General features: G+C 34.3%; 21 protein-coding genes, 1 tRNA gene, 1 rRNA gene and 1 pseudogene. 5 read left to right on the forward strand and 19 right to left on the reverse strand.

The features are described from left to right. Positions 1–107: 107 nt before the first annotated feature. From purR to AC1RPH_RS06330, 16 genes and pseudogenes are all read right to left on the reverse strand, one after another. Entirely contained in the window at positions 108–938 is an 831-nt protein-coding gene (purR, locus tag AC1RPH_RS06255; protein ID WP_409021938.1) for a pur operon repressor, read from the reverse strand. Between the two features lie 185 nt (positions 939–1,123). Further along, a complete protein-coding gene (locus tag AC1RPH_RS06260; RefSeq protein ID WP_481761789.1) occupies positions 1,124–1,951 on the reverse strand; it encodes a metal ABC transporter permease in 828 nt (275 codons plus the stop codon). After that, positions 1,912–2,604: a metal ABC transporter ATP-binding protein gene (locus AC1RPH_RS06265; RefSeq protein WP_481761790.1), complete on the reverse strand. Its 693-nt coding sequence runs from the start codon at positions 2,602–2,604 to the stop codon at positions 1,912–1,914. Before AC1RPH_RS06265 ends, AC1RPH_RS06260 begins: the two co-directional genes overlap by 40 nt. A 9-nt stretch (positions 2,605–2,613) precedes the next feature. Continuing rightward, entirely contained in the window at positions 2,614–3,576 is a 963-nt protein-coding gene (locus tag AC1RPH_RS06270) for a metal ABC transporter substrate-binding protein (protein WP_481761791.1), read from the reverse strand. Positions 3,577–3,907: 331 nt separating this feature from the next. Then, positions 3,908–5,131: a serine hydrolase gene (locus AC1RPH_RS06275; RefSeq protein WP_481761792.1), complete on the reverse strand. Its 1,224-nt coding sequence runs from the start codon at positions 5,129–5,131 to the stop codon at positions 3,908–3,910. A gap of 369 nt (positions 5,132–5,500) precedes the next feature. Beyond that, positions 5,501–6,091 (reverse strand): cysteine hydrolase family protein, encoded by a 591-nt coding sequence (locus AC1RPH_RS06280; protein WP_481761793.1) that lies wholly within the window; start codon positions 6,089–6,091, stop codon positions 5,501–5,503. Positions 6,092–6,120: 29 nt separating this feature from the next. Next, positions 6,121–6,975 (reverse strand): 4-(cytidine 5'-diphospho)-2-C-methyl-D-erythritol kinase, encoded by an 855-nt coding sequence (gene ispE / locus AC1RPH_RS06285; protein WP_481761794.1) that lies wholly within the window; start codon positions 6,973–6,975, stop codon positions 6,121–6,123. Positions 6,976–7,093: 118 nt separating this feature from the next. Continuing rightward, complete coding sequence (locus tag AC1RPH_RS06290) at positions 7,094–7,330, reverse strand: Veg family protein (RefSeq protein ID WP_409021932.1); 237 nt, start codon at positions 7,328–7,330, stop codon at positions 7,094–7,096. A 92-nt stretch (positions 7,331–7,422) separates the two neighbouring features. After that, positions 7,423–8,322 carry a 16S rRNA (adenine(1518)-N(6)/adenine(1519)-N(6))-dimethyltransferase RsmA gene (gene rsmA, locus AC1RPH_RS06295; RefSeq protein WP_409021931.1) on the reverse strand — a complete coding sequence of 300 codons (900 nt, stop codon included), beginning with the start codon at positions 8,320–8,322 and terminating at the stop codon, positions 7,423–7,425. Continuing rightward, a complete protein-coding gene (gene rnmV, locus AC1RPH_RS06300; protein WP_409021930.1) occupies positions 8,315–8,887 on the reverse strand; it encodes a ribonuclease M5 in 573 nt (190 codons plus the stop codon). The genes rsmA and rnmV overlap by 8 nt, the downstream gene beginning before the upstream one ends. Position 8,888: 1 nt before the next feature. Next, complete coding sequence (locus AC1RPH_RS06305) at positions 8,889–9,659, reverse strand: TatD family hydrolase (protein WP_481761795.1); 771 nt, start codon at positions 9,657–9,659, stop codon at positions 8,889–8,891. Between the two features lie 78 nt (positions 9,660–9,737). Further along, entirely contained in the window at positions 9,738–11,771 is a 2,034-nt protein-coding gene (gene metG, locus AC1RPH_RS06310) for a methionine--tRNA ligase (RefSeq protein WP_481761796.1), read from the reverse strand. 148 nt (positions 11,772–11,919) lie between these two features. Beyond that, positions 11,920–12,252: a hypothetical protein gene (locus AC1RPH_RS06315; protein ID WP_409021927.1), complete on the reverse strand. Its 333-nt coding sequence runs from the start codon at positions 12,250–12,252 to the stop codon at positions 11,920–11,922. A 17-nt stretch (positions 12,253–12,269) separates the two neighbouring features. Next, positions 12,270–12,749 (reverse strand): NUDIX domain-containing protein, encoded by a 480-nt coding sequence (locus AC1RPH_RS06320; RefSeq protein ID WP_481761797.1) that lies wholly within the window; start codon positions 12,747–12,749, stop codon positions 12,270–12,272. After that, positions 12,749–13,723 (reverse strand): IpaB/EvcA family protein, encoded by a 975-nt coding sequence (locus tag AC1RPH_RS06325; protein ID WP_481761798.1) that lies wholly within the window; start codon positions 13,721–13,723, stop codon positions 12,749–12,751. Before AC1RPH_RS06325 ends, AC1RPH_RS06320 begins: the two co-directional genes overlap by 1 nt. Continuing rightward, positions 13,724–14,995 (reverse strand): annotated as a pseudogene (locus AC1RPH_RS06330) (hydroxymethylglutaryl-CoA reductase, degradative); the annotation flags it as partial. Between the two features lie 114 nt (positions 14,996–15,109). Here AC1RPH_RS06330 and AC1RPH_RS06335 point away from each other — a divergent pair. The 3 genes from AC1RPH_RS06335 (at position 15,110) to AC1RPH_RS06345 (ending at position 17,441) form a co-directional block, all read left to right on the forward strand. After that, positions 15,110–15,895 carry a transporter substrate-binding domain-containing protein gene (locus AC1RPH_RS06335; protein ID WP_481761799.1) on the forward strand — a complete coding sequence of 262 codons (786 nt, stop codon included), beginning with the start codon at positions 15,110–15,112 and terminating at the stop codon, positions 15,893–15,895. 79 nt (positions 15,896–15,974) lie between these two features. Continuing rightward, the gene (locus AC1RPH_RS06340) at positions 15,975–16,676 is read left to right on the forward strand and encodes an amino acid ABC transporter permease (protein WP_481761800.1); all 702 of its coding nucleotides are present in this window, start codon (positions 15,975–15,977) and stop codon (positions 16,674–16,676) included. Positions 16,677–16,688: 12 nt separating this feature from the next. After that, positions 16,689–17,441, forward strand: coding sequence for an amino acid ABC transporter ATP-binding protein (locus tag AC1RPH_RS06345; RefSeq protein WP_481761801.1), 753 nt, complete (start codon positions 16,689–16,691; stop codon positions 17,439–17,441). Between the two features lie 25 nt (positions 17,442–17,466). Here the strand turns inward: AC1RPH_RS06345 and AC1RPH_RS06350 are convergent, their stop codons facing one another. After that, on the reverse strand, positions 17,467–18,384 hold the full coding sequence (locus AC1RPH_RS06350; RefSeq protein ID WP_481761802.1) for a Ppx/GppA phosphatase family protein: 918 nt from the start codon (positions 18,382–18,384) through the stop codon (positions 17,467–17,469). Positions 18,385–18,429: 45 nt separating this feature from the next. Then, the gene (trpS, locus tag AC1RPH_RS06355) at positions 18,430–19,446 is read right to left on the reverse strand and encodes a tryptophan--tRNA ligase (RefSeq protein WP_481761803.1); all 1,017 of its coding nucleotides are present in this window, start codon (positions 19,444–19,446) and stop codon (positions 18,430–18,432) included. A gap of 341 nt (positions 19,447–19,787) precedes the next feature. Between trpS and helD the strand changes: the two genes are divergently transcribed. Further along, a complete protein-coding gene (gene helD, locus AC1RPH_RS06360; RefSeq protein WP_481761804.1) occupies positions 19,788–22,031 on the forward strand; it encodes an RNA polymerase recycling motor HelD in 2,244 nt (747 codons plus the stop codon). 47 nt (positions 22,032–22,078) lie between these two features. Beyond that, positions 22,079–22,151 (forward strand) — tRNA-Thr (locus tag AC1RPH_RS06365). A 70-nt stretch (positions 22,152–22,221) separates the two neighbouring features. Here AC1RPH_RS06365 and rrf read toward each other — a convergent pair. Continuing rightward, positions 22,222–22,297, reverse strand: a 5S ribosomal RNA gene (gene rrf, locus AC1RPH_RS06370); the annotation flags it as partial.

The raw sequence follows: 22,297 nt of genomic DNA on the forward strand, positions 1-22,297 counted from the left end.
ATTCGAAATTAAAAAACACTTGATTTTAAATTATTATTGGAATTTTCTAAAAAAAACTTAATGTTAAATTTAACATTAAGTTTTCATATAAATTATCTATTAACTTTTTATTTTTTAAATGTTTTTGTTAAATAATTTCCTTCACTAACATGAATGGTTTTGTCTGTATGATTAATTTCATCAACTTTTAACAATGAACTATAATCATCAACAATTCGGTCACCACTAAAGGCGCCCTCAGCGAAAACGGAAATACCGACTAAGTTTGCTTCAAACTCTTCGATTAAACTCTTCATTCCGTTAACTGTGCCGCCACCCTTCATGAAATCATCTACGATTAATACGTTAGCACCACGTTTTAAACTACGCTTTGATAATTCCATTTTTTCAATACGTTCACTCGAGCCAGATACATAGTTAACACTAACGGTTGAACCCTCGGTAATTTTTGAATCGCGACGCACAATAACAAATGGCACATTCAAAAATGTTGAGACACTTTGTGCGATGGGTACACCTTTAGTTGCAACTGTCATAACGGCATCAATTTTTTGGTCTAAGTACTCTGTTGCAATCAAGCGTCCTACTTGACGTAAAACGTCAGGACGGCCAAGTAAATCAGATAGATAGACATAGCCACCAGGTAATAACCGATCTTTTTCTGATAACTCCTCAGTCATTGATTCAATAAATTCACGTGCTTCTGCTTCATCAATAGATGGAATAAAACGTGCACCGCCAGCTGCGCCAGGAATTGTTTCTAGCGTTCCCGTGCCTCGCTCTCTAACTGTACGTTTTACAATCGCAAGATCTTCACTGATTGATGATTTAGCTGATTCATAGCGTTTTGAGAAATACGTCAAAGAAACCAACGTATGTGGTCTTTCTAGCAAATAACGAGTCATATCAATTAATCGATCGCTTCTTCTTGTTTTCATATATATATCAGGCCTTTCTTTTAAACATATCTAGTATTCAAAGTGTGATTTTCATTATAACCCGTTTTACCGAATAATAACAGTAAAATGCCAAAATATAATTATTAACGTTCGGTTTTTAATGATTTTCTAATAAAAAAACAAGCTATTTTTAAAAGTAGCTTGTTGATTGTTAATATTCGGTTTTATTTTTGTTTATTAATTTGAAGTCTAACGGATATAACTTTAATAATACTGCATATAATGAAAATCGTAATGAATAATAGCGTAATCGTTGCGCCAGGCGGTGTATTAAATTGGTAAGATGACATTAATCCGCCAACCATCCCTATTACACCAACTATCACACCAATTATAATAACCAGATTAAAGCTACGACCCAATCGCATTGCAATTGCTGCAGGTAAAATCATAATTGCAGAAACGAGTAGTGCCCCGGCAATTGGCATCATTATAGCAATCGTCACACCTGTAACTGCGTTAAAACTAATTGACATCAATCTAACCGGTAACCCTTCAGCAAAAGCCGTCTCTTCGTCAAAAGTTAAAACATACATTGGCTTTTTGAATAGTAGGAAGAGAACGACAATTAATACAGTTAAAATTGCTAAAATGATAACCTGCGCTGAACTAATCGTCACAATTGAACCAAATAAATATTGCTGTACACTCATTGAACTGGCACCTTGATTTAAACTCATTAAAACTAAGGCAATTGATAGTCCGGCAGACATCATAATGGCAATTGAAACTTCTGAATACGTACGGTATAAATTGCTTAAAAATTCAATTAAAACTGAGGCAATTAAAACCACAATCAGTGTGGTAATTGTTGGATTAATATTAACAAACAATCCTAACGCGACCCCTGCTAACGAAACGTGTGACAATGTATCTGCCAAAAGCGATTGCCTTCTTAAAACTAAGAATAATCCCAATAACGGCGTAATTACTGCCATTAAAAGTGAAGCAATTAAAGCTCGTTGCATGAATCCATCGAGAAACATCTCCATTGTGAGTCCTCCTTTCTAACTAATTTAATGTGACGATCAATATATTCTGAAACATCTTCATGATCATGCGTTATCATCAAGATACCTTTATGATGCGTATGGGCTTCATGTTGTAATAATTCGTAGAAATCGTGACGCGATTGTTCATCCATCCCTGTTGTTGGTTCATCTAAAATAAATAAATCAGGATCTGCTGCAAAAATACGGGCTAAACAAACACGTTGTTTTTGACCACCAGATAATTCACCAATTTTATGATTCTTAAAGTTCCACATATTAACTGTTTCAAGTGCTTTTTTTATATGTTCATGATCATTTTTATTCAGACGTCTTAACCAACGATTTTGTTGGTAACGGCCTGATGCTACTAGTTCATATACTGTTGACGGAAACCCCGCATTAAATGATGAAATCTCTTGTGGGATATATCCGACACGTAATTTTTTATTATCTAAATTAGTTTTAGAAATTTCAGCAGTTCCTTTAGCCGGATGTAATAGGCCAAGTACATTTCTAATTAAAGTTGATTTTGCAGCACCATTTTCACCAGTTAAAATGACAAATTCACCCGAATCAATGTGGAAATTAATATCTTGTAAAACAGGTTCTTCATCGTAATAAAAGGTAAGATCTTTGACTTCAATATATTTCATCTATTCTCCTTATTTAACAACCGTTTTTAACGATTTTAAATTATCTTGCATAACTGAAAGGTATGTTTCTCCATTTTCGATTTGAACTTTTGATAGTCCTTCAATTGGATTCAATCCTTTAACCTTAATATTTGTTTCTTTAGCTAGCATATTCGCAATTTTACTAGAATCATTAGATTCAGTAAAAATGGTATCTACATGATACTTTTTAATATACGTTTGTAGCTCTGCCAAACGTCTTGGACTAGGTTCTTCATCCGAAGAAATACCCGCAACCGCAACTTGCGTTAGTCCATATTGTTTTGCCAAGTAAGCAAATGCAGCATGTTGCGTAACAAATGTTTTATTCTTAGCATTTTTAAATGTCGTTTTATATTCTTGATTTAATTCCGTTAATTTTTTCAAATAAGCATTTGTTCGTTTTACATAATACTTTTCATTTTTAGGATCTTGCTGAATTAATTCATTTGAAATGTTTTTAACCATTTTTTTTGCGTTTTCAGGATTTAACCAAATATGAGGGTCATAATTATTAGTCGATGAAAATGAACTTTCCTCTTCTTTATTAGCTAATTCAGCCTCTTCACTTTTCAATTCTTCGTTCTCATCAATCATTTTAATTGAATGACTAGAATTTAAAATCTGCGTTTGTTTTTCATCAATACTTGATTTCAAACTTTTAACCCACGTTTCCATATTATTACTACTATAGATAAAGATATCTGACCTCGCAATTTTACTAATATCCTTTGCACTAGGTTCGTAATCATGCGGTTCTGTCCCGGCAGGCATCAACATTGTTATATCTGCGTTATCGCCTGCAACTGCCTTAGTAAATTCATACACTGGGTAAAATGTCGTGATAACCTGTAATTTATTAGACTCTTTCTTAGTTGCCCCTTGCCCACACCCGGTCAATACAACAACTAACATCGTGAGTACTATGCTTACTAAAATTAATTTTTTTTGCATGGTTTCTCCCTCATTTTTTCAAATCGTAATCTAAATAGTAATCAATACCATTACCGACAAATATTAGAATATCATTTTAGGTACAGCTACGTCAACTTTTTTAAGTGTCACTACGGTGTTAAGCTGTCATTCGTATAAGTTCATCTTGTTATAATAACTGTATTTAAAGTCGACCTGTCAGCAAGTGAACCGTTTCCAATTTAAAAGTGAACTATATCATTAGAATTAAATATAATTTACTATTAATATCTTGCGCGCAAAAAGACGCAACATCATAACTAACCATTAGTTACGATGTTGCGTCTCATTATTTTATCTGGTAACTCTTATTTTACTCTAGAATATCTTGATATAATTCTAATCCTAGCCTATTCATTCCCGGAATCTGCTTATCTTCAGTTCCCGATTCTGACATCGCCACAACTATAAATGCCTTTTTATCTTTTTCTATAATGGCAGCATCATTTTGAATACCATATTCGTTGTATTCGCCTGTCTTATTATAGACTGTAACACCAGTTGGTAAGGACGATGGTAATTTAGTTAGATTTTTATTTTCTTTTAGTAAATCTAGCATTGCCTGATCCGATTGGTTAGACACTAATTTATGATTATACATTTTTTTAAGAATTTTACCCATATCTGTTACTGACGTTTTATTATCGATTCCTGAATTAAGGGCATCTGTATCCATCATTTTTCTTTTAATTGTTGTATTAATTGCGCCTAATTTTTTAATTTCTGTATTAATTGAAGCAAATCCACCAAGTTTATCAATCACAATATTTGCAGCAGTATTATCACTGTCATCAATCATTTTTTCTAATAATTCTTTATATGACAATCTAGTACCTGCGCTCATATTCTGGATTTCTCCCGTTCCACCGACCTTATCCGATTCTGATAAAACATAGCTATCCTTTAGGTTGATGGTCCCTTCTTTTTCCATAGAATAAGCTGTAATTAAAATAAATAATTTAATCATGCTGGCTGATCCTTGCGCATGATTATTTTCAACTACCGGTGCACTACCATCTGTTAACGAAACGTAGACCGAATTTTTTCCATCAACGTCATCCATATATGTTGCAATATCATTCTTAATTTTAACTTTATTTAGTACTAAACTATTTTCTGAAGATTGCGTTTTTTCCGATGTTTTCTTTTCTTTTGAGCTAGATACTGCAGTAGTTGTTTCCTTCGTCGGTACACTATCTTTGTGCGTTAACTTTCCAGCTATAAGATAACCGCCACCCGCTATAATAACAAGTAAAATAATTCCTAAAACTATTTTCATCGGGTTGTTATTTTTAGCTCGTTTTTCTGTTATTTCATTGTTTACTATTGGCGCTGCTACTTTATTAGTATCTTGCGCTTTCGGATTAAATTTAAAGCCACAATTATTGCAAAATTGATCCTCAACCTTATTTGCTATGTTGCATTGCGGACATGTTTTCATAGGAGCAACATTTTTATTTTCTAACGGTTGCCCACAATTATCACAGTATAATGCATCATTTTCATTCTGAGACCCACATTTCGAACAAATTTTCATATCTTCACCTCGTAATTTTTAGGACTTTAACTTATCCTTCATTACATCCCTATTTTTTCTATATATGTACTCAATATCTGTTACTCATAAACTAACTATCAACACTTATGTTTCCTCCATACCTTTCCCCAAATATGGCTTTTATTCTCCCAAAGACAATCCCCCATTTTCTTGCAAATTAGATTAATCTAACACGCTACATTAAATCATGTCTTAGTTATAAAGTTAACCTATATTAGGTAGTATGTAAATAGAAGGATGCGTTCTTAACTAGTCGCTTAATTAGTCATTATCTCCAATTTTTTAATAAAAAAAAGTGCTATCACAAAGTGACAACACTCTCTTCCAACAATAGCTGTACTAAATCCACTAATCTTTAATTTCTGCACCCAGAGAATCCTTAAAATGTGACAGTGCCCATACATGTCCAGCTTGATTAAAACTAGCTGTCGCCTTTTCATGAATGACAATCTTATAGCCCAAATTATATGCGTCAATTGCGGTATGCAAAACACAAATATCTGTGCAAACACCAATTAAATGCACTGTTTCAATTGACCGAGCTCGTAATCTTAAATCTAAATCCGTTCCCGCAAAAGCACTATATCTCGTTTTATCCATCATATAAACATTTGATTTATCTTTATGCGCCTGATACCAAGGCTCCAACTCACCATAGAATTTACGACCGTTTGTACCTGCAATATTATGTGGTGGAAATAAATTAGTTTCTGGATGAAATGGGTCATTTTCATAATGAATATCAGTTGCTAAAACAACATAATCACCTTTTTGTTCAAACTCATTCATTAATTCTATCACTCGAGCTTCAATCTCTTGAGCAGGTTTTCCCGCCGTTAAGTGTCCATCTGTCGCTACAAAATCATTTGTATAGTCAATTTCAATTAAGGCTTCCACAAGTTGTCCCTCATTTTCAGTTGTATTTAATGCCTTCAACATAACAAATTATGCTAATTATCGCAATAAAATCAACTTAACGGTCTCACTAGGTAGACCTCTTCACAGAAACCTTTTAAACTATTGTAGACGTGCTGTGCTCGACTTTTTTTACGACATATCGCAAATACAGTTGGGCCTGATCCACTCATTTCTGCTGCATCTGCCCCAAATTTTATCATTTTTTCTTTTAAACGTGTAATTTCGGGATGACGTTCAGCTGTAATCGGTTCAAGCGCATTACCTAGATTATCAATTATGGCATCCATATCGTCGTCCTCAATTGCATTCACAACGGCGTTTACATTTGGATGAGTGAGTCGCGTATAATCAATTTGTCTAATAATAGTTGGTGTTGAAACACTAATCTTAGGTTTTGCAACCACTAACCAAACAGGGGGTAAGTCTTTTAAAATAGCAATCTTCTCACCACGACCCGTTACATGAGCCGTTCTACTATAAACGCAGTAAGGCACATCAGAATCAATTTTTAAACCAATTTTTGCCAACTCTGCTAAAGATAAATTGAGTTTCCATAATTGATTCAAAGCACGTAAAACGGCTGCTGCATCTGATGAACCGCCACCTAGCCCAGCAGCAACTGGGATTTGCTTCTTGATATGTATTTGGGCACCTTTTTTAATCTGAAATTTATCCTGTAAAATTTTTGCTGCTTTATAGGCTAAATTTCGGTGATCACACGGTAAAAAACCACTATCAGTTTCCACTGTAATGTCCGTTCGATCGTCTAGCGATTTGATATGTAAGTAGTCTGCTAAATCAACTGATGTCATCACCATTCGCCATTCTTGTTCACCATCTTGATGGTTAAATGGGGTGTCTAAACTCAAGTTGATTTTAGCTGGGGCTTTTTCACGAATCTCCATGTTCTCACCTAATCCTATAAGTCCTTAATTAACTCTAATTATACTAATTATTTCTAAAAATAAAAGCCTAAGTTAAGATGTTCTAAAAACATCCCTACCTAGGCTTTTATACTTATTTTTAATCTTCAAAATCAATTTCAATATTTTTTGTTAATACGTCTGTGTAGCTATATGAAACGCGCTCGAATGAATTCTCATCTTGGTTTAAATCGACTACAAAAATAGCTGGGAATGTTTCGCGTAAAATCCCTTTACGTTCTGTAGTTTTCTTTCTACCGGCTTGAGCAACTACCGTTAAATTTTTTCCGACTTGGGCATCTAGCGTACCTTTGATGCTGGCTAAAGTTTCTGGCATGATGGGCTTCACCTTCTTATGTGAAACATCATACCATAGTTTCACAAGATTTGCAATTATACCACATCGAACATCAGTAGTTCAATAAGAAGTTAATTAAATTTCTCTTCTACTTTGATAAGATTGTTAGATAAAACAATAAATTCATGAATACTTAGTTTTTCAGCACGAATTTGAGCAGAAATTTCTGATGCATCCAATGCTGCTTGTAACGCTTCACGAATTTCTGGTGTTTTACCATAAATTGATTGTAAATTATTCCATAAACTTTTACGTCGATGTTGGAAACTTCCTTTAACTAATTTAAAGAAGACCTTTTCACTAATTGGGCGTTCAACGTCGCCTTCTTTTTGATTCAAAACAATAATAGCTGAATCAACATTAGGTTGTGGAATAAAGACGGTTCTTGGAACAACGAATGCGACTTCAGCATCCATTTCATATTGAACGGCTACCGTTAGTGATCCATATGTACGACTACCTGGATCAGCTGCAATTCGTTCTGCCACTTCTTTTTGCATCATAACAACGATTTTATCTAATTTAACCGCCGTTTCTAGTAAATGCATGATAATGGGCGTTGTAATGTAATAAGGTAAATTAGCGACTAATTTTAATGGATGCTGTCCATCAAAATGTTCTTCTACTAACGCTGGTAAATTAGCTTTTAAAATATCTTGTTCCACGATATCAACATTATCATATGGACTTAGTGTTTCGCCAAGTACAGGAATCAAATTTTGGTCAATTTCAATTGCTAAAACATGATGTGCACGTCTTGCTAATTGTTCAGTCAATGACCCAATACCAGGTCCGATTTCGATAACGTCATCTTCAGCCGTAATATCTCCGGCGTCCACAATATTCATTAGTACGTTTTTATCTGTTAAAAAATTTTGGCCTAAACTCTTTTTAAAAGTTAAACCATAAGTTTCCATAATTGCTTTAGTTCTAATAGGTGAAGCAATGTCTGGCACATCATTGTTAGCCATGTTTTTCCTCCGTTATTGTCTCGTTAATTTCTTGCAATGCGTCGACGAACTCTTCTGGTGAAATTTGAAATAGTTTCAATCGATTGTATAATTGTTTTCCATTTGTGTAACCAATTTTGAGATACTCACCTAATTTTTCACGCTTAGCTTTGGCATCCGGTCCGGCAATCAATCCTGCCGTTTGTAAATCCTCTAAGCTGATCAATGTTTCGCCATCAGGCATTTCTGTATACAAATGATCTAGCGCTTCACGAATCGCTTCAACTGAAGCATGTTCAACGCCTAAACTCCCTTTATGATCTGGGACAGCTTCACTTTTTTTCAGAAAAGCATGCTGTACATTTGGAACGCGTGCTGAAATAGTTTTACGAATTTTTTCACCAGAAAAATCAGGGTCCGTAAATACAATTACGCCTCGAGTTTCTTGCAACAGTTCAATTTGATCTAACGTTTCGTCACTAATAGCTGAGCCACGTGTTTCAATCGTATCTGCATTAACAGCTAAATGGATACGTTTTGTGTCATCGCGACCTTCAACTACGATTACTTCTCTAATTTTCTGCATATTACCCTATCCTAAATAAGTTTTCGGCATTTTTAAATGTTGCCGCTGCCATATCAATACTTGAACTCTCTCGAATTTTTGCGACAGCTTCCAAGACGTATCTTGTGTATCCTGGTTCATTGCGCTGACCTCTATAAGGTTCTGGCGTTAAATATGGTGCATCTGTTTCAATTAAAATTCGGTTGCTTGGTGTCACTTTAACGGCTTCATGAACTTCTTTAGCACTATTATAAGTCACAATACCACTATAGGATAAATGCATCCCTAAGTCTAAGAATTTCTCTGCCCATTTTGCATCACCATTAAAGCTATGCATAATGCCACCAATATCACGAATATCAGCTTCTTTCAGGATTGTATAAACATCCTCAAAGGCATCTCGATTATGAATAGAAATTGGTAATTTTAACGCCTTCGCAATCTCAACCTGACGTTTGAAAACTTTTTTCTGCGTTTCAATTGGAGACGTATCCCAATGGTAATCTAGGCCCATTTCACCCATTGCGACAACTTTTGGCGACTGTAATTGTTCTATCAAAACTTCTTCAGTCTCCGGTGTGTAGGTTTTTGCCTCTTCTGGATGCCAACCAATTATAGAATATAAATTAGGATAGCTTTTTGATAGTTCTAGTGATTTCAAAATGCTTGGTTGATCAAATCCAACAATTGCCATTTTAGTCACGTCAAATGCTTTTGCACGCTCAATAACTTCAGGAATTTCCGTTGTAAATTCATCAGAATTAATATGTGTATGTGTGTCAAATATTTCCAAGGGATACCTCTCCTTTCTAGCAGTAAAATGAAGAAGGACTAGAGCAAAACCAAGTTTTGTTTCCAGTCCTTACTTTATTTAGCCTACAATTGCGCCATTTTTAATATCTTCATCAACGGTAATTAATTTCAATTTACCATCGTATTCTACAGATAGAATCATTCCTTGGCTAATTTCGCCTTTCATCTTACGCGGTTTTAAGTTCGCAACAATCACAACTTTTTTTCCTAATAAGACATCTGTTTCAGGATAAAACTCTGCTACACCAGACAAGATTTGACGATGATCAGGATCACCAGCATCTAATCTAAATTTCAATAGTTTATCAGCATTTTGTACTTTTTCAACTTGAATAATTTCAGCAACTTTTAATTCATTTGGCTCAAATTGATCAAATGTCGTTTGAGGTAATGTTAAGTTTAGAGCCACATTTTCTGGATTCCAATCTAAAGAATCCTCTGTATCATTAACTGCCATTGCTTTACGCCCTTTCTTCTTATCTGAAACTGTCATTTGATCTTTAATATAGGCAATCTCTTCTTCAACATCTAAGCGTGGGAAAATAGGCGTTCCTTTTTCAACAACGACGCTGTCCATTGGGAAATCAGAGTAGTTTAATTCTTCAATAGCCATATCTGCCGTGTCTAAACCTAATTGTTCAAAAATTTCTTTAGGTGCATGCGTCATAATAGGTTGGATTAAGACAGCAATCACACGTAAACTAGCTGCTAAATGTACCATAACACTATCAAGTTCAGCTTTACGTGCTTCATCTTTAGCTAAAACCCATGGTTGTGTTTCATCAATATATTTATTTGTTCTAGCAACTAATTTCCAGATAGCATTTAATCCATCTGAGAATTCCATTTTATCCATTAATTCAGTATATTCCGTAATTGTATCTTCAGCTGTTTGACCTAAGTCTCCATCAAATTCAGTTACGTTACCCTTTAATGCTGGAATTTTACCACCATCGTATTTGTTAATCATCGCAACAGTTCTATTTAATAAGTTCCCTAAATCATTAGCTAAATCAAAATTAACACGTGAAACAAAGTCTTCTGGTGTGAAGACACCATCATTACCAAATGGTACAGCGCGCATTAAGTAGTAACGGAGTGCATCCAATCCATAGCGTTCTACTAACATTTCTGGATAGATAACGTTACCTTTTGATTTAGACATTTTACCGTCTTTCATTAACAACCAACCATGACCAAAAATTTGTTTTGGTAAAGGTAAATCGAGCGCCATCAAAATAATTGGCCAGTAAATCGTATGGAAACGCACGATTTCTTTACCAACCATTTGAACATCTGCAGGCCAATATTTATCAAATAGTTCAGTATCATCTGAACCATAACCCAAGGCTGTAATATAATTTGCTAAAGCGTCAATCCAAACATAAACAACATGTTTAGGGTTACTTTTAACTTTTACGCCCCAGTTAAATGTCGTTCTAGATACAGCAAGATCTTCCAAACCAGGTTTAATGAAATTATTTATCATTTCATTTTTACGTGATTCTGGTTGAATAAAATCAGGATGATCTTCATAATATTTTAGTAAACGATCTGCATATTTACTCATTTTAAAGAAATATGATTCTTCTTTAACTAATGAAACTTCGTGACCACTTGGCGCTTTACCACCAACCATTTTACCGTCATCATCACGGAAAACTTCAGCCAACTGTGATTCTGTAAAGAATTCTTCATCAGAAACAGAGTACCAGCCTTCGTATTCTCCTAAATAAATATCGCCTTGTTTAAGTAATTTATCGAAGATATATTGCACAGCTTTTTCATGTTGATCATCTGTTGTTCGAATAAATTTATCATTTGTAATTTCAAGGGTTTTCCATAATTCTTTAATATCACTAGCCATACCGTCGACATAAGCTTGTGGTGTTGTCCCTAATTCTTCAGCTTTTTGTTCGATTTTCAAACCATGTTCATCTGTTCCCGTTAAGAAGAAAACATCATATCCTTTTTGGCGTTTGTAACGTGCTAAGACGTCACACGCAATTGTTGTGTATGAATTTCCAATATGTAATTTACCAGATGGATAATAAATTGGTGTTGTTAAATAAAATGTGGGTTTTTCTGTCATTTTTTAAGACCCTTTCCGTATCGTATTTCATGTGTTTTTTAACATTCGTTCTGTATAAACTCCTTAACAGTATATCATAGTTTTCAGCCGATTTTAAGCAATAAAAAGAGACAGTCCGTGAGTTTAACATAGACTATCTCTTTTAAAATTAGCGTGCATATTTTTGAAATTGACGAATAATCATAATTTCTTTTTCAGATAGCTGTCCATCTAAAATGGTAATTAAAATCCGCCCAACCCGTCTTGGATCTTGTTTCAGTGCCGTGATACTAAACGTTATCGCCGCAACCATCAACGTTAGTAGTAACCCTTCACCTTTTGTGAAAACTGTTCCAAATAACGTTATTGGATTTCCACCAAAAAAACTAGAAAAACCAAAGTAAAACAGAATGAAGTCAAAAAACCGCTGAAAATAAGTTAGCCATTGTAATCTAGTCTTTAGATTATTTAATCGAGTAAAAATTTCACTGTGTTCAATCATTTTACAACAGTCCTTCACTATAATTTAATTTTAAAATCAACTAATTGTGAACCATTAAAATTTGTCAAATATCGATGAAATTCATCCTTTAAAATATAGGGTAACACAGGAACTAAATCAGGTGTTAGTCCGACGTTTTGCTTATTCAAAGCCCATTCAACTGGAAAGTCTGCTAAAATACCTTCTCGTGTTCTTTGTGGATATTGTTTTCCAAATGGTTGTTGTAAAGAGATATGAAATAACGCTATTGTAGCTTGATATTCGTCGTCCACTGACCATTCAAGATAACCCGTTGGTCTACATTGAGAATCGGTAATTTTGATTCCTGTTTCCTCATATAATTCACGAAGCATCCCTGCAAGTTCAGATTCTTGTGGTTCACGTTTACCACCAATTCCATTCCAAAGACCAACATATGGTTTTTTCAAACGATTTAATAATAAAATGTTGTTTCCAGCTGTGATAACAGCTAGATTATATTTTGCTAAATCAATCATTATTCAGCAGTTCTAACTATAAAGCGCATCTTAATTGTTTGCATTAATTCTAACACTGTCATATCGTACGTACGTAAAATAACCTCTTTTGAATCCGCATTTCTAGGTACTGTAATAACAAATGCATTTTGTTGATCATTCTTTTGAATACCAACATAAGCTGACGCAAAATTAACATTACTTTTAAATTCAGAATGCATAATATCAAACAATTGACGTACTTCTAATTTTAATTGACGTTCACTGAAAACTGGTGTTAACGTTGCAAACGTATTTAAGTACATTTTTGGTAATTTCCACGCTTCAAGTTGTGCATCGAAGGCTTTAAATAAGGCAACCGTTGCTCGGCGAGCTTCAAAAGGTGCACGTAAGTCATTAGATGTTAAGATTTCCAATAATTTAAGTGCAGCATCTGTTGCGATAGGGTAAAATTCTAAGAATTTTTCAGTAATTTGTTCCATATCTTCATTTTGAAAGAACACCAAAGCATCTAAAAGTGTGATTAATCGGTACATTCCCCATTCATCTGGGCCGCTACCTTCTTTAGGTTCAGCAGTCACTGTTGCCAAGATTCCTTGATAGAATAATTCTCTAATATTATCATCAATAAACCCATTTTCTTCTTGTAATCTAAAAATAGTCCCATGTAAAACCGTATCATAAAGTTGAACAGCCGTCGCATTGATTTTATCGTCGATATTAAAATCATCCGTTGTCATTTTTAACATTAATTCAGGTGCCTGATTAAGTTGCAAGAAAAAATGGAATAGTTCATGCGAAATCAAGTAATCAGGTGCTGTAATATCAGTCACATTAATAATGAAATTTCCATCTTCTAACCGAGATTCTACTTGTTGATGCTTAATAAACCCAACTTTTTCGCCACCATATTGAATTTTAATTTCTCCATCAAATTGTTCTTTAATTGTAGTAATTAAATTTTGTGTATTTTGGTGTAATGTAATCTCAACCATTTAATTATCCCCTTTTTTTCTTAATTCATTTAGTTTTTTTGTTGCAACCTCTGTATCTGGTCGATTCTCATTTTTTAATAACTCAGTTAATTGTGCCACTTCTTCGTCTACAGCGCCAACTTTAACTGCCAGTGATTTTAGTTGAAGACCCATATGTCCCTTTTGAATACCCTCAGAAACAAGTGCTTTAAGTGCCGCTAAATTTTGAGCTAACCCAACACTTGCAACCAAACTAGCAAGCTCTTTTGCTGATCGAATACCCATCATTTTTTTATTAATTTGAACCATTGGGACAATATCAATCGAACCCCCAACAACTCCTATGGGCATTGGTAATTTAATTATGCCAACTAAATTATCACTGACTATCGACCATTTCGTCAAGCCACGATACTGGCCATCTTGGCTAGCATAAGCATGAGCACCTGCTTCAACGGCACGCCAATCGTTTCCCGAAGCAATGAGAACCGCATCAATCCCATTCATAATACCTTTATTATGTGTGACGGCACGATATGGGTCAAGTTGAGCCACTCGACTTGCTGAGACAATTTTCTTAGCTATGTGTTCACCACTAATTTCTGCAGAATCTAACAACGTAAAAGGAATTGAGCAGCTTGATTCAACTAATGAATCTGTTGCGTAGTTGGATAGAATACTCATAAGGACGTCTTGTTTAAACTGTGTTTGCAGCGTTTCACCAACTGCCTCCATCATTGTATTTACACTATTAGCGCCCATTGCTTCTTGAACATCTACTGCTAAATCTACCGAAATTAGATCAGCTGCTAGTTTTCGAACTCTGACCCAACGTGCGCCACCGCCTCGTTTTACAAGTGAAGGACGAGCAGCATTCGCTATTTTAATTAAATTCAATTGTTGTTCATTAATTTGGTTGATAACGTTATCCGCATCATCAATATTTTCTAAAATAACTTGACCTATCATTAAGCGTGATTTAATTTTTGTTGTAAATCCACCCGCAGATGCAATTATTTTTGCCCCATTATTATTTGCCGCAATTACAGAAGGTTCTTCAGTTACCATTGGGACCGTCATCTTTTTTCCATCAACTAAATAATTAAACGCAATACCTTCTGGCAAGGTAAAATCTGCTATATAATTTTCAGTCATCTGATCCCCTAATTCATGATTAAGAGCATGCGTTTCTATTTCTAATTTTTCATCATCTGAAATAAGATTGTCATTTAATAAGGTTATTAATCTATCATGCCATTTTTTTTGATAAAATTTTATAAATTTTGTCATTACCTTAGTCCTTTTTGTTGTTTTTACTTTTAGTAAGAGAAATAATTGGTTTCTTAGCTTATTTTACGCTATTATAGATAGATAATATATTACTTTTAAAAAAAGGGGCGTACTAAAATGAAAAAAATATTAAGTCTTGCCAGTGTGTTATTGATTGCTCTTGCTTTAACCGCCTGCGGTAAATCGAAAGATACAGCATCCGATGTAACACAAACAAAGGGTACATTAACAATCGGATTAGAAGGTACTTACCGCCCTTATAGTTACCACGATAGTAACAATAAATTAACTGGTTTCGAAGTTGATCTTGGTAAACAATTAGCTAAAAAAATGGATTTAACGCCTAAATTTATCGAATCAAAATGGGATTCATTAGTTGCAGGATTAGATGCTAACAAATACGACGTTGTTTTAAACAACGTTGGTGTTACAAAAGAACGTCAAGATAAATACAACTTTACATCACCTTATATTTATTCAAAATCAATTTTAGTCGTCAAAAATAATAACTCTTCTATTAAAACGATTAAAGATATTAAGGGTAAAAAGATGGCACAAACGGTTACAAGTGAAAATGGAGCCGATGCTGAACGCCTTGGTGCTGATGTTGTCTCAACAGATGATTTTGCAAATACAATCAGTTTAATCCTAGATGGTCGGGCTGATGGTACCATTAACAGTAACGATGCTGTCTATTCATACTTAAAAGAAAAACCTGATACGAACATTAAAACAATTTCAACAGGTTCTGAAATTCCAGCATTAAAAGTTGCTGGCTTAATCCAACAGGACAACCCAAAATTACAAAAAGAATTAAACAAAGCACTTAAAGAATTACGTGCTGATGGCTCATTATCAAAACTATCAAAAAAATATTTTGGTAGCGACATCACAAATAAATAATTCCAAAAGGACTGGTGCAAAATCCATTTTGTCATCAGTCTTTTTTTATTAATAATAGATTAAGAGAGGTTCCGCGTTTATGAAACTTGTTATTGATTCACTCCCAACCATTTTAGAAGCTGGAATTCGCTACACTATCCCTTTGACGATAATTTCATTCGTTATCGGGATCATCATCGCAATTATCACCGCACTAGTTCGAATATCAGATATAAAAAAAGGCAGTACCTTCACCCAAATTTTAAAAGGGATTGGTAAAGCATTCTTTTCATTCTATGTTTGGATTTTCAGAGGAACGCCTTTGATTGTGCAATTATTTATCCTATTTTATGGACTACCTAGATTACCAGCACCTTATACAGTTGAATTCGGCGCATTCAGTGCCGCTGTTATTGTTTTTTCATTAAACGTTGGTGCTTATGCATCGGAAACAATTCGTGCAGCTATTCTATCAATTTCAAAAGGTCAGTGGGAAGCTGGTTACGCCATTGGTATGACACACACAACCGTGTTATTTCGCGTTATTTTACCACAAGCAGCACGGGTCTCACTTCCACCTTTATCAAATAGTTTCATTGGTTTAATAAAGGATACGTCATTAGCCTTCTCAATCACGATTGTCGAAATGTTTTCCGTTGGTCAACAAATTGCGGCAAGAACTTATGAACCTATGACCTTATACTGTGAAGTAGCGGTCGTTTATCTAGTCTTTTGCTCAATTTTAAACGTTGGTCAATATTATCTAGAAAAAAGAACATCGCGTTACATTAAAAATAACTAGGAGGTCTTAACTTTGATTAAATTTGAAAATGTTAATAAATACTTCGACCAACATAAAGTCTTAAAATCGTTGTCATTTGAATTACCAGAAAACGAAACAACCGTCATCGTTGGTCCTTCTGGTTCCGGTAAATCAACCTTATTACGCTCATTTAATTTATTAGAACAACCCGAAGAAGGTCTCTACTCATTAGATGATAAAAAGATCGACTTTACCCAACCAATCAGTGAAAAAACAATTTTGGAAGTTCGTCGTGAAACAGGTATGGTTTTCCAAGACTATAACTTATTTCCTCATTTAACTGTTTTGAAAAATGTTATGGAAGGACCCCTTCACGTTTTAAAGGAACAAAAATTAATTGTTGCACAACGCGCTGAAGAACTTTTAGAATTAGTCGGTCTTTCAGATCGTGCTAATTACTATCCAAGCCAGTTATCTGGTGGTCAACAACAACGTGTAGCTATTGCTAGAGCAATGGCAATGAATCCTAAATATTTATTATTTGATGAACCAACTTCTGCACTAGATCCTGAATTAGAAGCAGAGGTTTTAAGAGTTCTACTTAAGTTGGATATAGAAAAAAAATCAATGGTTATCGTTACTCATAATATGGCCTTTGCAAAAGCTGTTGCCAATAATATCATTTTTCTAGAAGATGGCAATATCTTATTTAATGGTTCACCAGACGAATTTTTCAATCACCCTACAGAACGCATTCAAAAATTTTTATCAGCAATGACATTCGAAGATATTTTACCAAAATAAAAAGACATCAATTTTTGATGTCTTTTTATTTACCTAATTTAGTTGTTAAATAACCTTCTCGGACACCACTTTCAGAAAAAATGACACCAACAGAATTTAAATATTGTCCCAGAACAACAACTGGTGCAATTCCACCTACAATAATATCCGCACGGTTAGAAGCTATACCACTGACTTGTGCACGCTTTTTAGTCGTCAAGCCTACCAAGTCCTCAAAAGTTAATGAAACTGCCTTACGTGACAATTGATAGCCATTAATTGCCTCCGTATTAATTAGCTTCTGTTTTTTGCGGTTTAAACGTCCAATAATTCGATTTGAGCCGCCAAGTAGTACGAGGGGCAACTCCATTGCTTCCTTCAACCACTCCAACTTTTGAAAAGCGGTCACCAAGTACTCCATTAACTGAAATAATTCTTTACTCGTAATCTGTTCATTTTTTAAATATTTTTCGGATAAAGTCACTGCACCAAATGGCAAACTCACAAGATGTACCACTTTTCGATTAACCACATGGATTAATTCACTGCTTGCGCCACCTGTATCCAAAATCAAGCAATCATGAATTGGTAAGGCTTCCATTACACCCATATAATCGTAATAAGCTTCATCATCCCCACTTAAAACTTCAATATCAGCACCAACTGCCTCTTTAATTCGACGTAAAAATTCTTTTTGATTTCGAGCCATTCGTACAGCTGCAGTGGCAATTCCATGTACAGCAACCGGTCCATAAATATCATATTGTTTTTTAAAACTAACTAAGGCTTCAATTGTCCTAGCCATCGCATGTTCCTGTAACACTCGGGATTTCCCCATCCCTTCAGATAATCGTGTTTCCGATTTTAAACGCTTAATTTCTTTAAATTGTCCATTATCAAGTTGTTCGTTAATTGATAATCGAACCGAATTTGAACCCAAATCCAATAAAACAAACTTTTCCATTATTACTCACCTCATACTAAATCAAAGAAACGTTTCACAACCGAACTAGTTAAAATAATTAATTCCAATCGCATCTCTAACTTCGTTCAATGTTTGGTTTGCAACAGCATTAGCTTTATCACTACCCGCTTTTAACATTGCATAAATGGCTTCAGGATCTTTAGCTAATTCAGCTCGTCGTTCACGAATTGGAGCTAACTCAGCTTCAAGTACTTCATTTAAATAACGTTTAATTTTAACATCGCCTAAGCCACCTGCTTGATACTGGGCCTTAAGTTCGGCAACTTTTTCAGTATCTTTATCAAAGATATCAAGATAAGTAAATACCATGTTACCCTCAACTTTACCTGGATCTTCAACATGAATATGATCTGGATCTGTATACATTGACATTACTTTCTTCTTCAATGTCTCCGCATCATCGGCAAGGAAAATCCCGTTTCCTAGTGACTTACTCATTTTTGCATTACCATCTAATCCAGGTAAACGTCCTTGCCCTTTTGGAGGGAAGACACCTTCTGGTTCAACAAGAATATCTTGTTGATAAATTGTATTAAAACTTCTAACGATTTCGCGTGTTTGTTCAATCATTGGTTCTTGATCATCGCCAACAGGTACAACTGTTGCTTTAAATGCTGTAATATCTGCAGCCTGGCTAACCGGATAAACAAAAAATCCGGCAGGAATACTGCGTTCAAAATTCTTTTGTTGAATTTCAGCTTTAACTGTAGGATTACGTTCCAAGCGAGAAACAGTTACCAAATTCAAGTAATAACTTGTTAGTTCCGTTAATGCAGGAATTTGAGATTGAACAAAAATAGTTGATTTGTTTGGATCAATACCAACCGCTAGATAATCTAACGCTACTTGAATTAAACTATTTTTAATTTTTTCCGGATCACGTGCGTTATCTGTCAAAGCTTGTTGATCAGCAATCATGATGAATATCTCATAATCACCAGAATTTTGCATTTCAACACGATTCTTTAATGAACCGATGTAGTGCCCGATATGTAGTTTCCCCGTAGGTCGATCCCCTGATAAGACTACTTTTTTTGTCATATTTACGCTCCCTTTCTATCTATAAAAAAAGTCCTATTGTTAGTAAATAACAATAGGACGACTGTCTCGTGGTACCACCTAAATTGCAGAATAAAATTCTGCCACTTACCGATAAGGAGGTTACCCAAAATTCTCATATATCCAATTCAGTCCGCCACCATACCTTCCAGCAAAATCAGTATGTCCCTGTTCTAGTTGGCGTTCCTACTTCGCAATAATCAATGAATTATCTATTAGTGTAAGTGTAGCGTGTTCAACAGAAAAAATCAAATAATATTAAATACTAGACGAATATTTCAAAAACCTTTAAACTAGGTCAATAGTACAAAGGGGGCATTAAGATGTCAGAAGAAGAAATCGAACAAAATAGAGTTGATTCAATTATTACTGAAATTAATCACCAATCTATTAAAACAGCCGAACTATGTGAAAAAGCACATAAAGAAACCTCATCAGTTGAAAAAAACTATGTAGATAATGCCAAAATCAATACTTTTGAAGTTGATGATAGAATTGAAACGAATGCCGAAGTGCAACAACAGAAACAATTGGTCGCCACGACTATCCAAACTGAAGAAATATTAGAAAAACAGGTTCATACTTTAAAACAATTAGGCGATTCACCTTATTTTGGACGTATCGACATCCAAGACGATGGCGATCCAGAACAGGAACAACTCTATATTGGTCTAGCCTCTCTAGTAGATGATCATCAAAATTTTCTAATACATGACTGGCGTGCACCTATTTCAAGTATTTATTATAACGGCGCATTGGGTCATATTTCTTATAAGACACCACAAGGAACTCAAATGACAGAATTATCCAAAAAACGTCAATTTCAAATTAAAGAAGGTAAAATCCTATCGATGTTTGATACCAATGAAACAATTGGCGATGAATTATTGCAACAAGTTTTAGGCGAACAAAGTGACACACAGATGAAAAATATTGTTTCTACAATTCAACAAGAACAAAACACAATTATTCGAGATACAACAAGTGACTTATTAGTTGTCCAGGGGGTTGCCGGAAGTGGGAAAACATCCGCTATTCTACAACGTATTGCATTTCTACTCTATCACTCAAGAACATCACTAAATGCGGATCAAATTATATTATTTTCTCCAAATCTACTTTTCAGTCACTATATTTCCGATGTACTACCTAGCCTGGGCGAAAAGAACATGAGACAAGTCACGTTAGCCGAATTCTTCTCTAATCGTTTTCAAGGATTAAAGGTTGAAACCTTATTTGAAAATTATGAGTCAAACAATAAACATGCTTCATCTGATTTAAGAGGTAATGCACTTTTAAAAAAAACAATTGAAAATTACTTAAATGCAGTAGATTCATCTGAATTAGCCTTCACAGATATCATTTATGAAGGTATCCCGTTCTTTAAAAAAGAAGAAATCGCTAATATATTTACACATCTACCACATAATATGTTGTCATCAGATAAATTTACCGCAACAAAAAATACACTAACAAAACGATTAAAAACTAGAATTGCCGAAATGGCAGAATCTGATTGGATGCGTGAAGAAATTGATTCGTTATCTGATTCTCAATATGAAACATATTTAAGTGATTATGAACGCGATGAATTTGATAGTATTGATAAAGAAATATCATATATTGGTACCATTATATTAAAAGATCGCTTTAATATTGTATATGATGCGATTTACAATAATTATTTTATTGATATTTATGAGCAATATGCTAAATTCCTTGAAATTACAATTTCAATAGAAGAAAAAAAATCATTCCAATCAAACTTAGAGCTTCATAAAATCACGTTATTAGATGCCACACCACTACTATTGCTACGAGACTTACTAACGGGTGATGGTCAAAATAGAAATATCGAACATCTTTTTATTGATGAAATTCAAGATTACTCTCCGCTGCAACTCTTATATTTAAAAAATTGTTTTCCTAACGCTAAATTAACACTTTTAGGAGATAGTGAGCAAGCTTTATTCTATGATTTAATCTTACCAGCTAAATTTTTAGAAAATTTAAATCATATTTTACAAGTTAAAAAAACTAATTTAATTATTTTAAATAAAAGTTACCGATCAACATTTGAAATTACTAATTTTGCAAAATCATTGCTACCAGACGGAAATAGCATTGAATCATTCACACGTCATGGCGAATTACCTAAAATATACTTTAGTAAAACCCGGGCTTCTGCACTAGCATCTTTAATAGCCCTAATTAAAAATGGTGATACTAATAACCAACCAGTAACTATCATCACTAAAAATTTGGCTGAATGTAAATTACTATATAGTGAACTCAGATCATTAGTAAAATTAACAATGGTTACAGATGGCGACAGAAAAATTCCAGAAGAAACAATAATATTACCTATTTATTTAGCTAAAGGCTTGGAATTTGATTCTGTTATTGCTTTTGATATTTCAAAAAAAAATTATATTTCAAAAAATGATCTTGGTACCCTTTATACTCTTTGTTCACGAGCAATGCATACCTTAACTATCTTTTCCATTGAGTCACTATCTCCGTTGCTTACGAATTCCATAAATAATTCTAGTGTTTTGATTGTTTAAATTTAGGTTGATTTATTTTTAATATTACTATAGACTTTTATAGTAATGCCGCTTTAGCTCAGTAGGTAGAGTATCACCATGGTAAGGTGGGGGTCACCGGTTCAAATCCGGTAAGCGGCTTTTTATTTTACAATCGCATAAAAAAAGGACATTAACAATTATGTTAATGTCCTTTTTTTATTTATTATTAGCATGGCAACGTCCTACCCTCGCAGGGGGCGACCCCCAACTACTCTTGGCGCTAAGAAGCTTAACTTCTGTGTTCG

The organism is Dellaglioa sp. CoH-57-MRSF-16 (genome assembly GCF_056782055.1).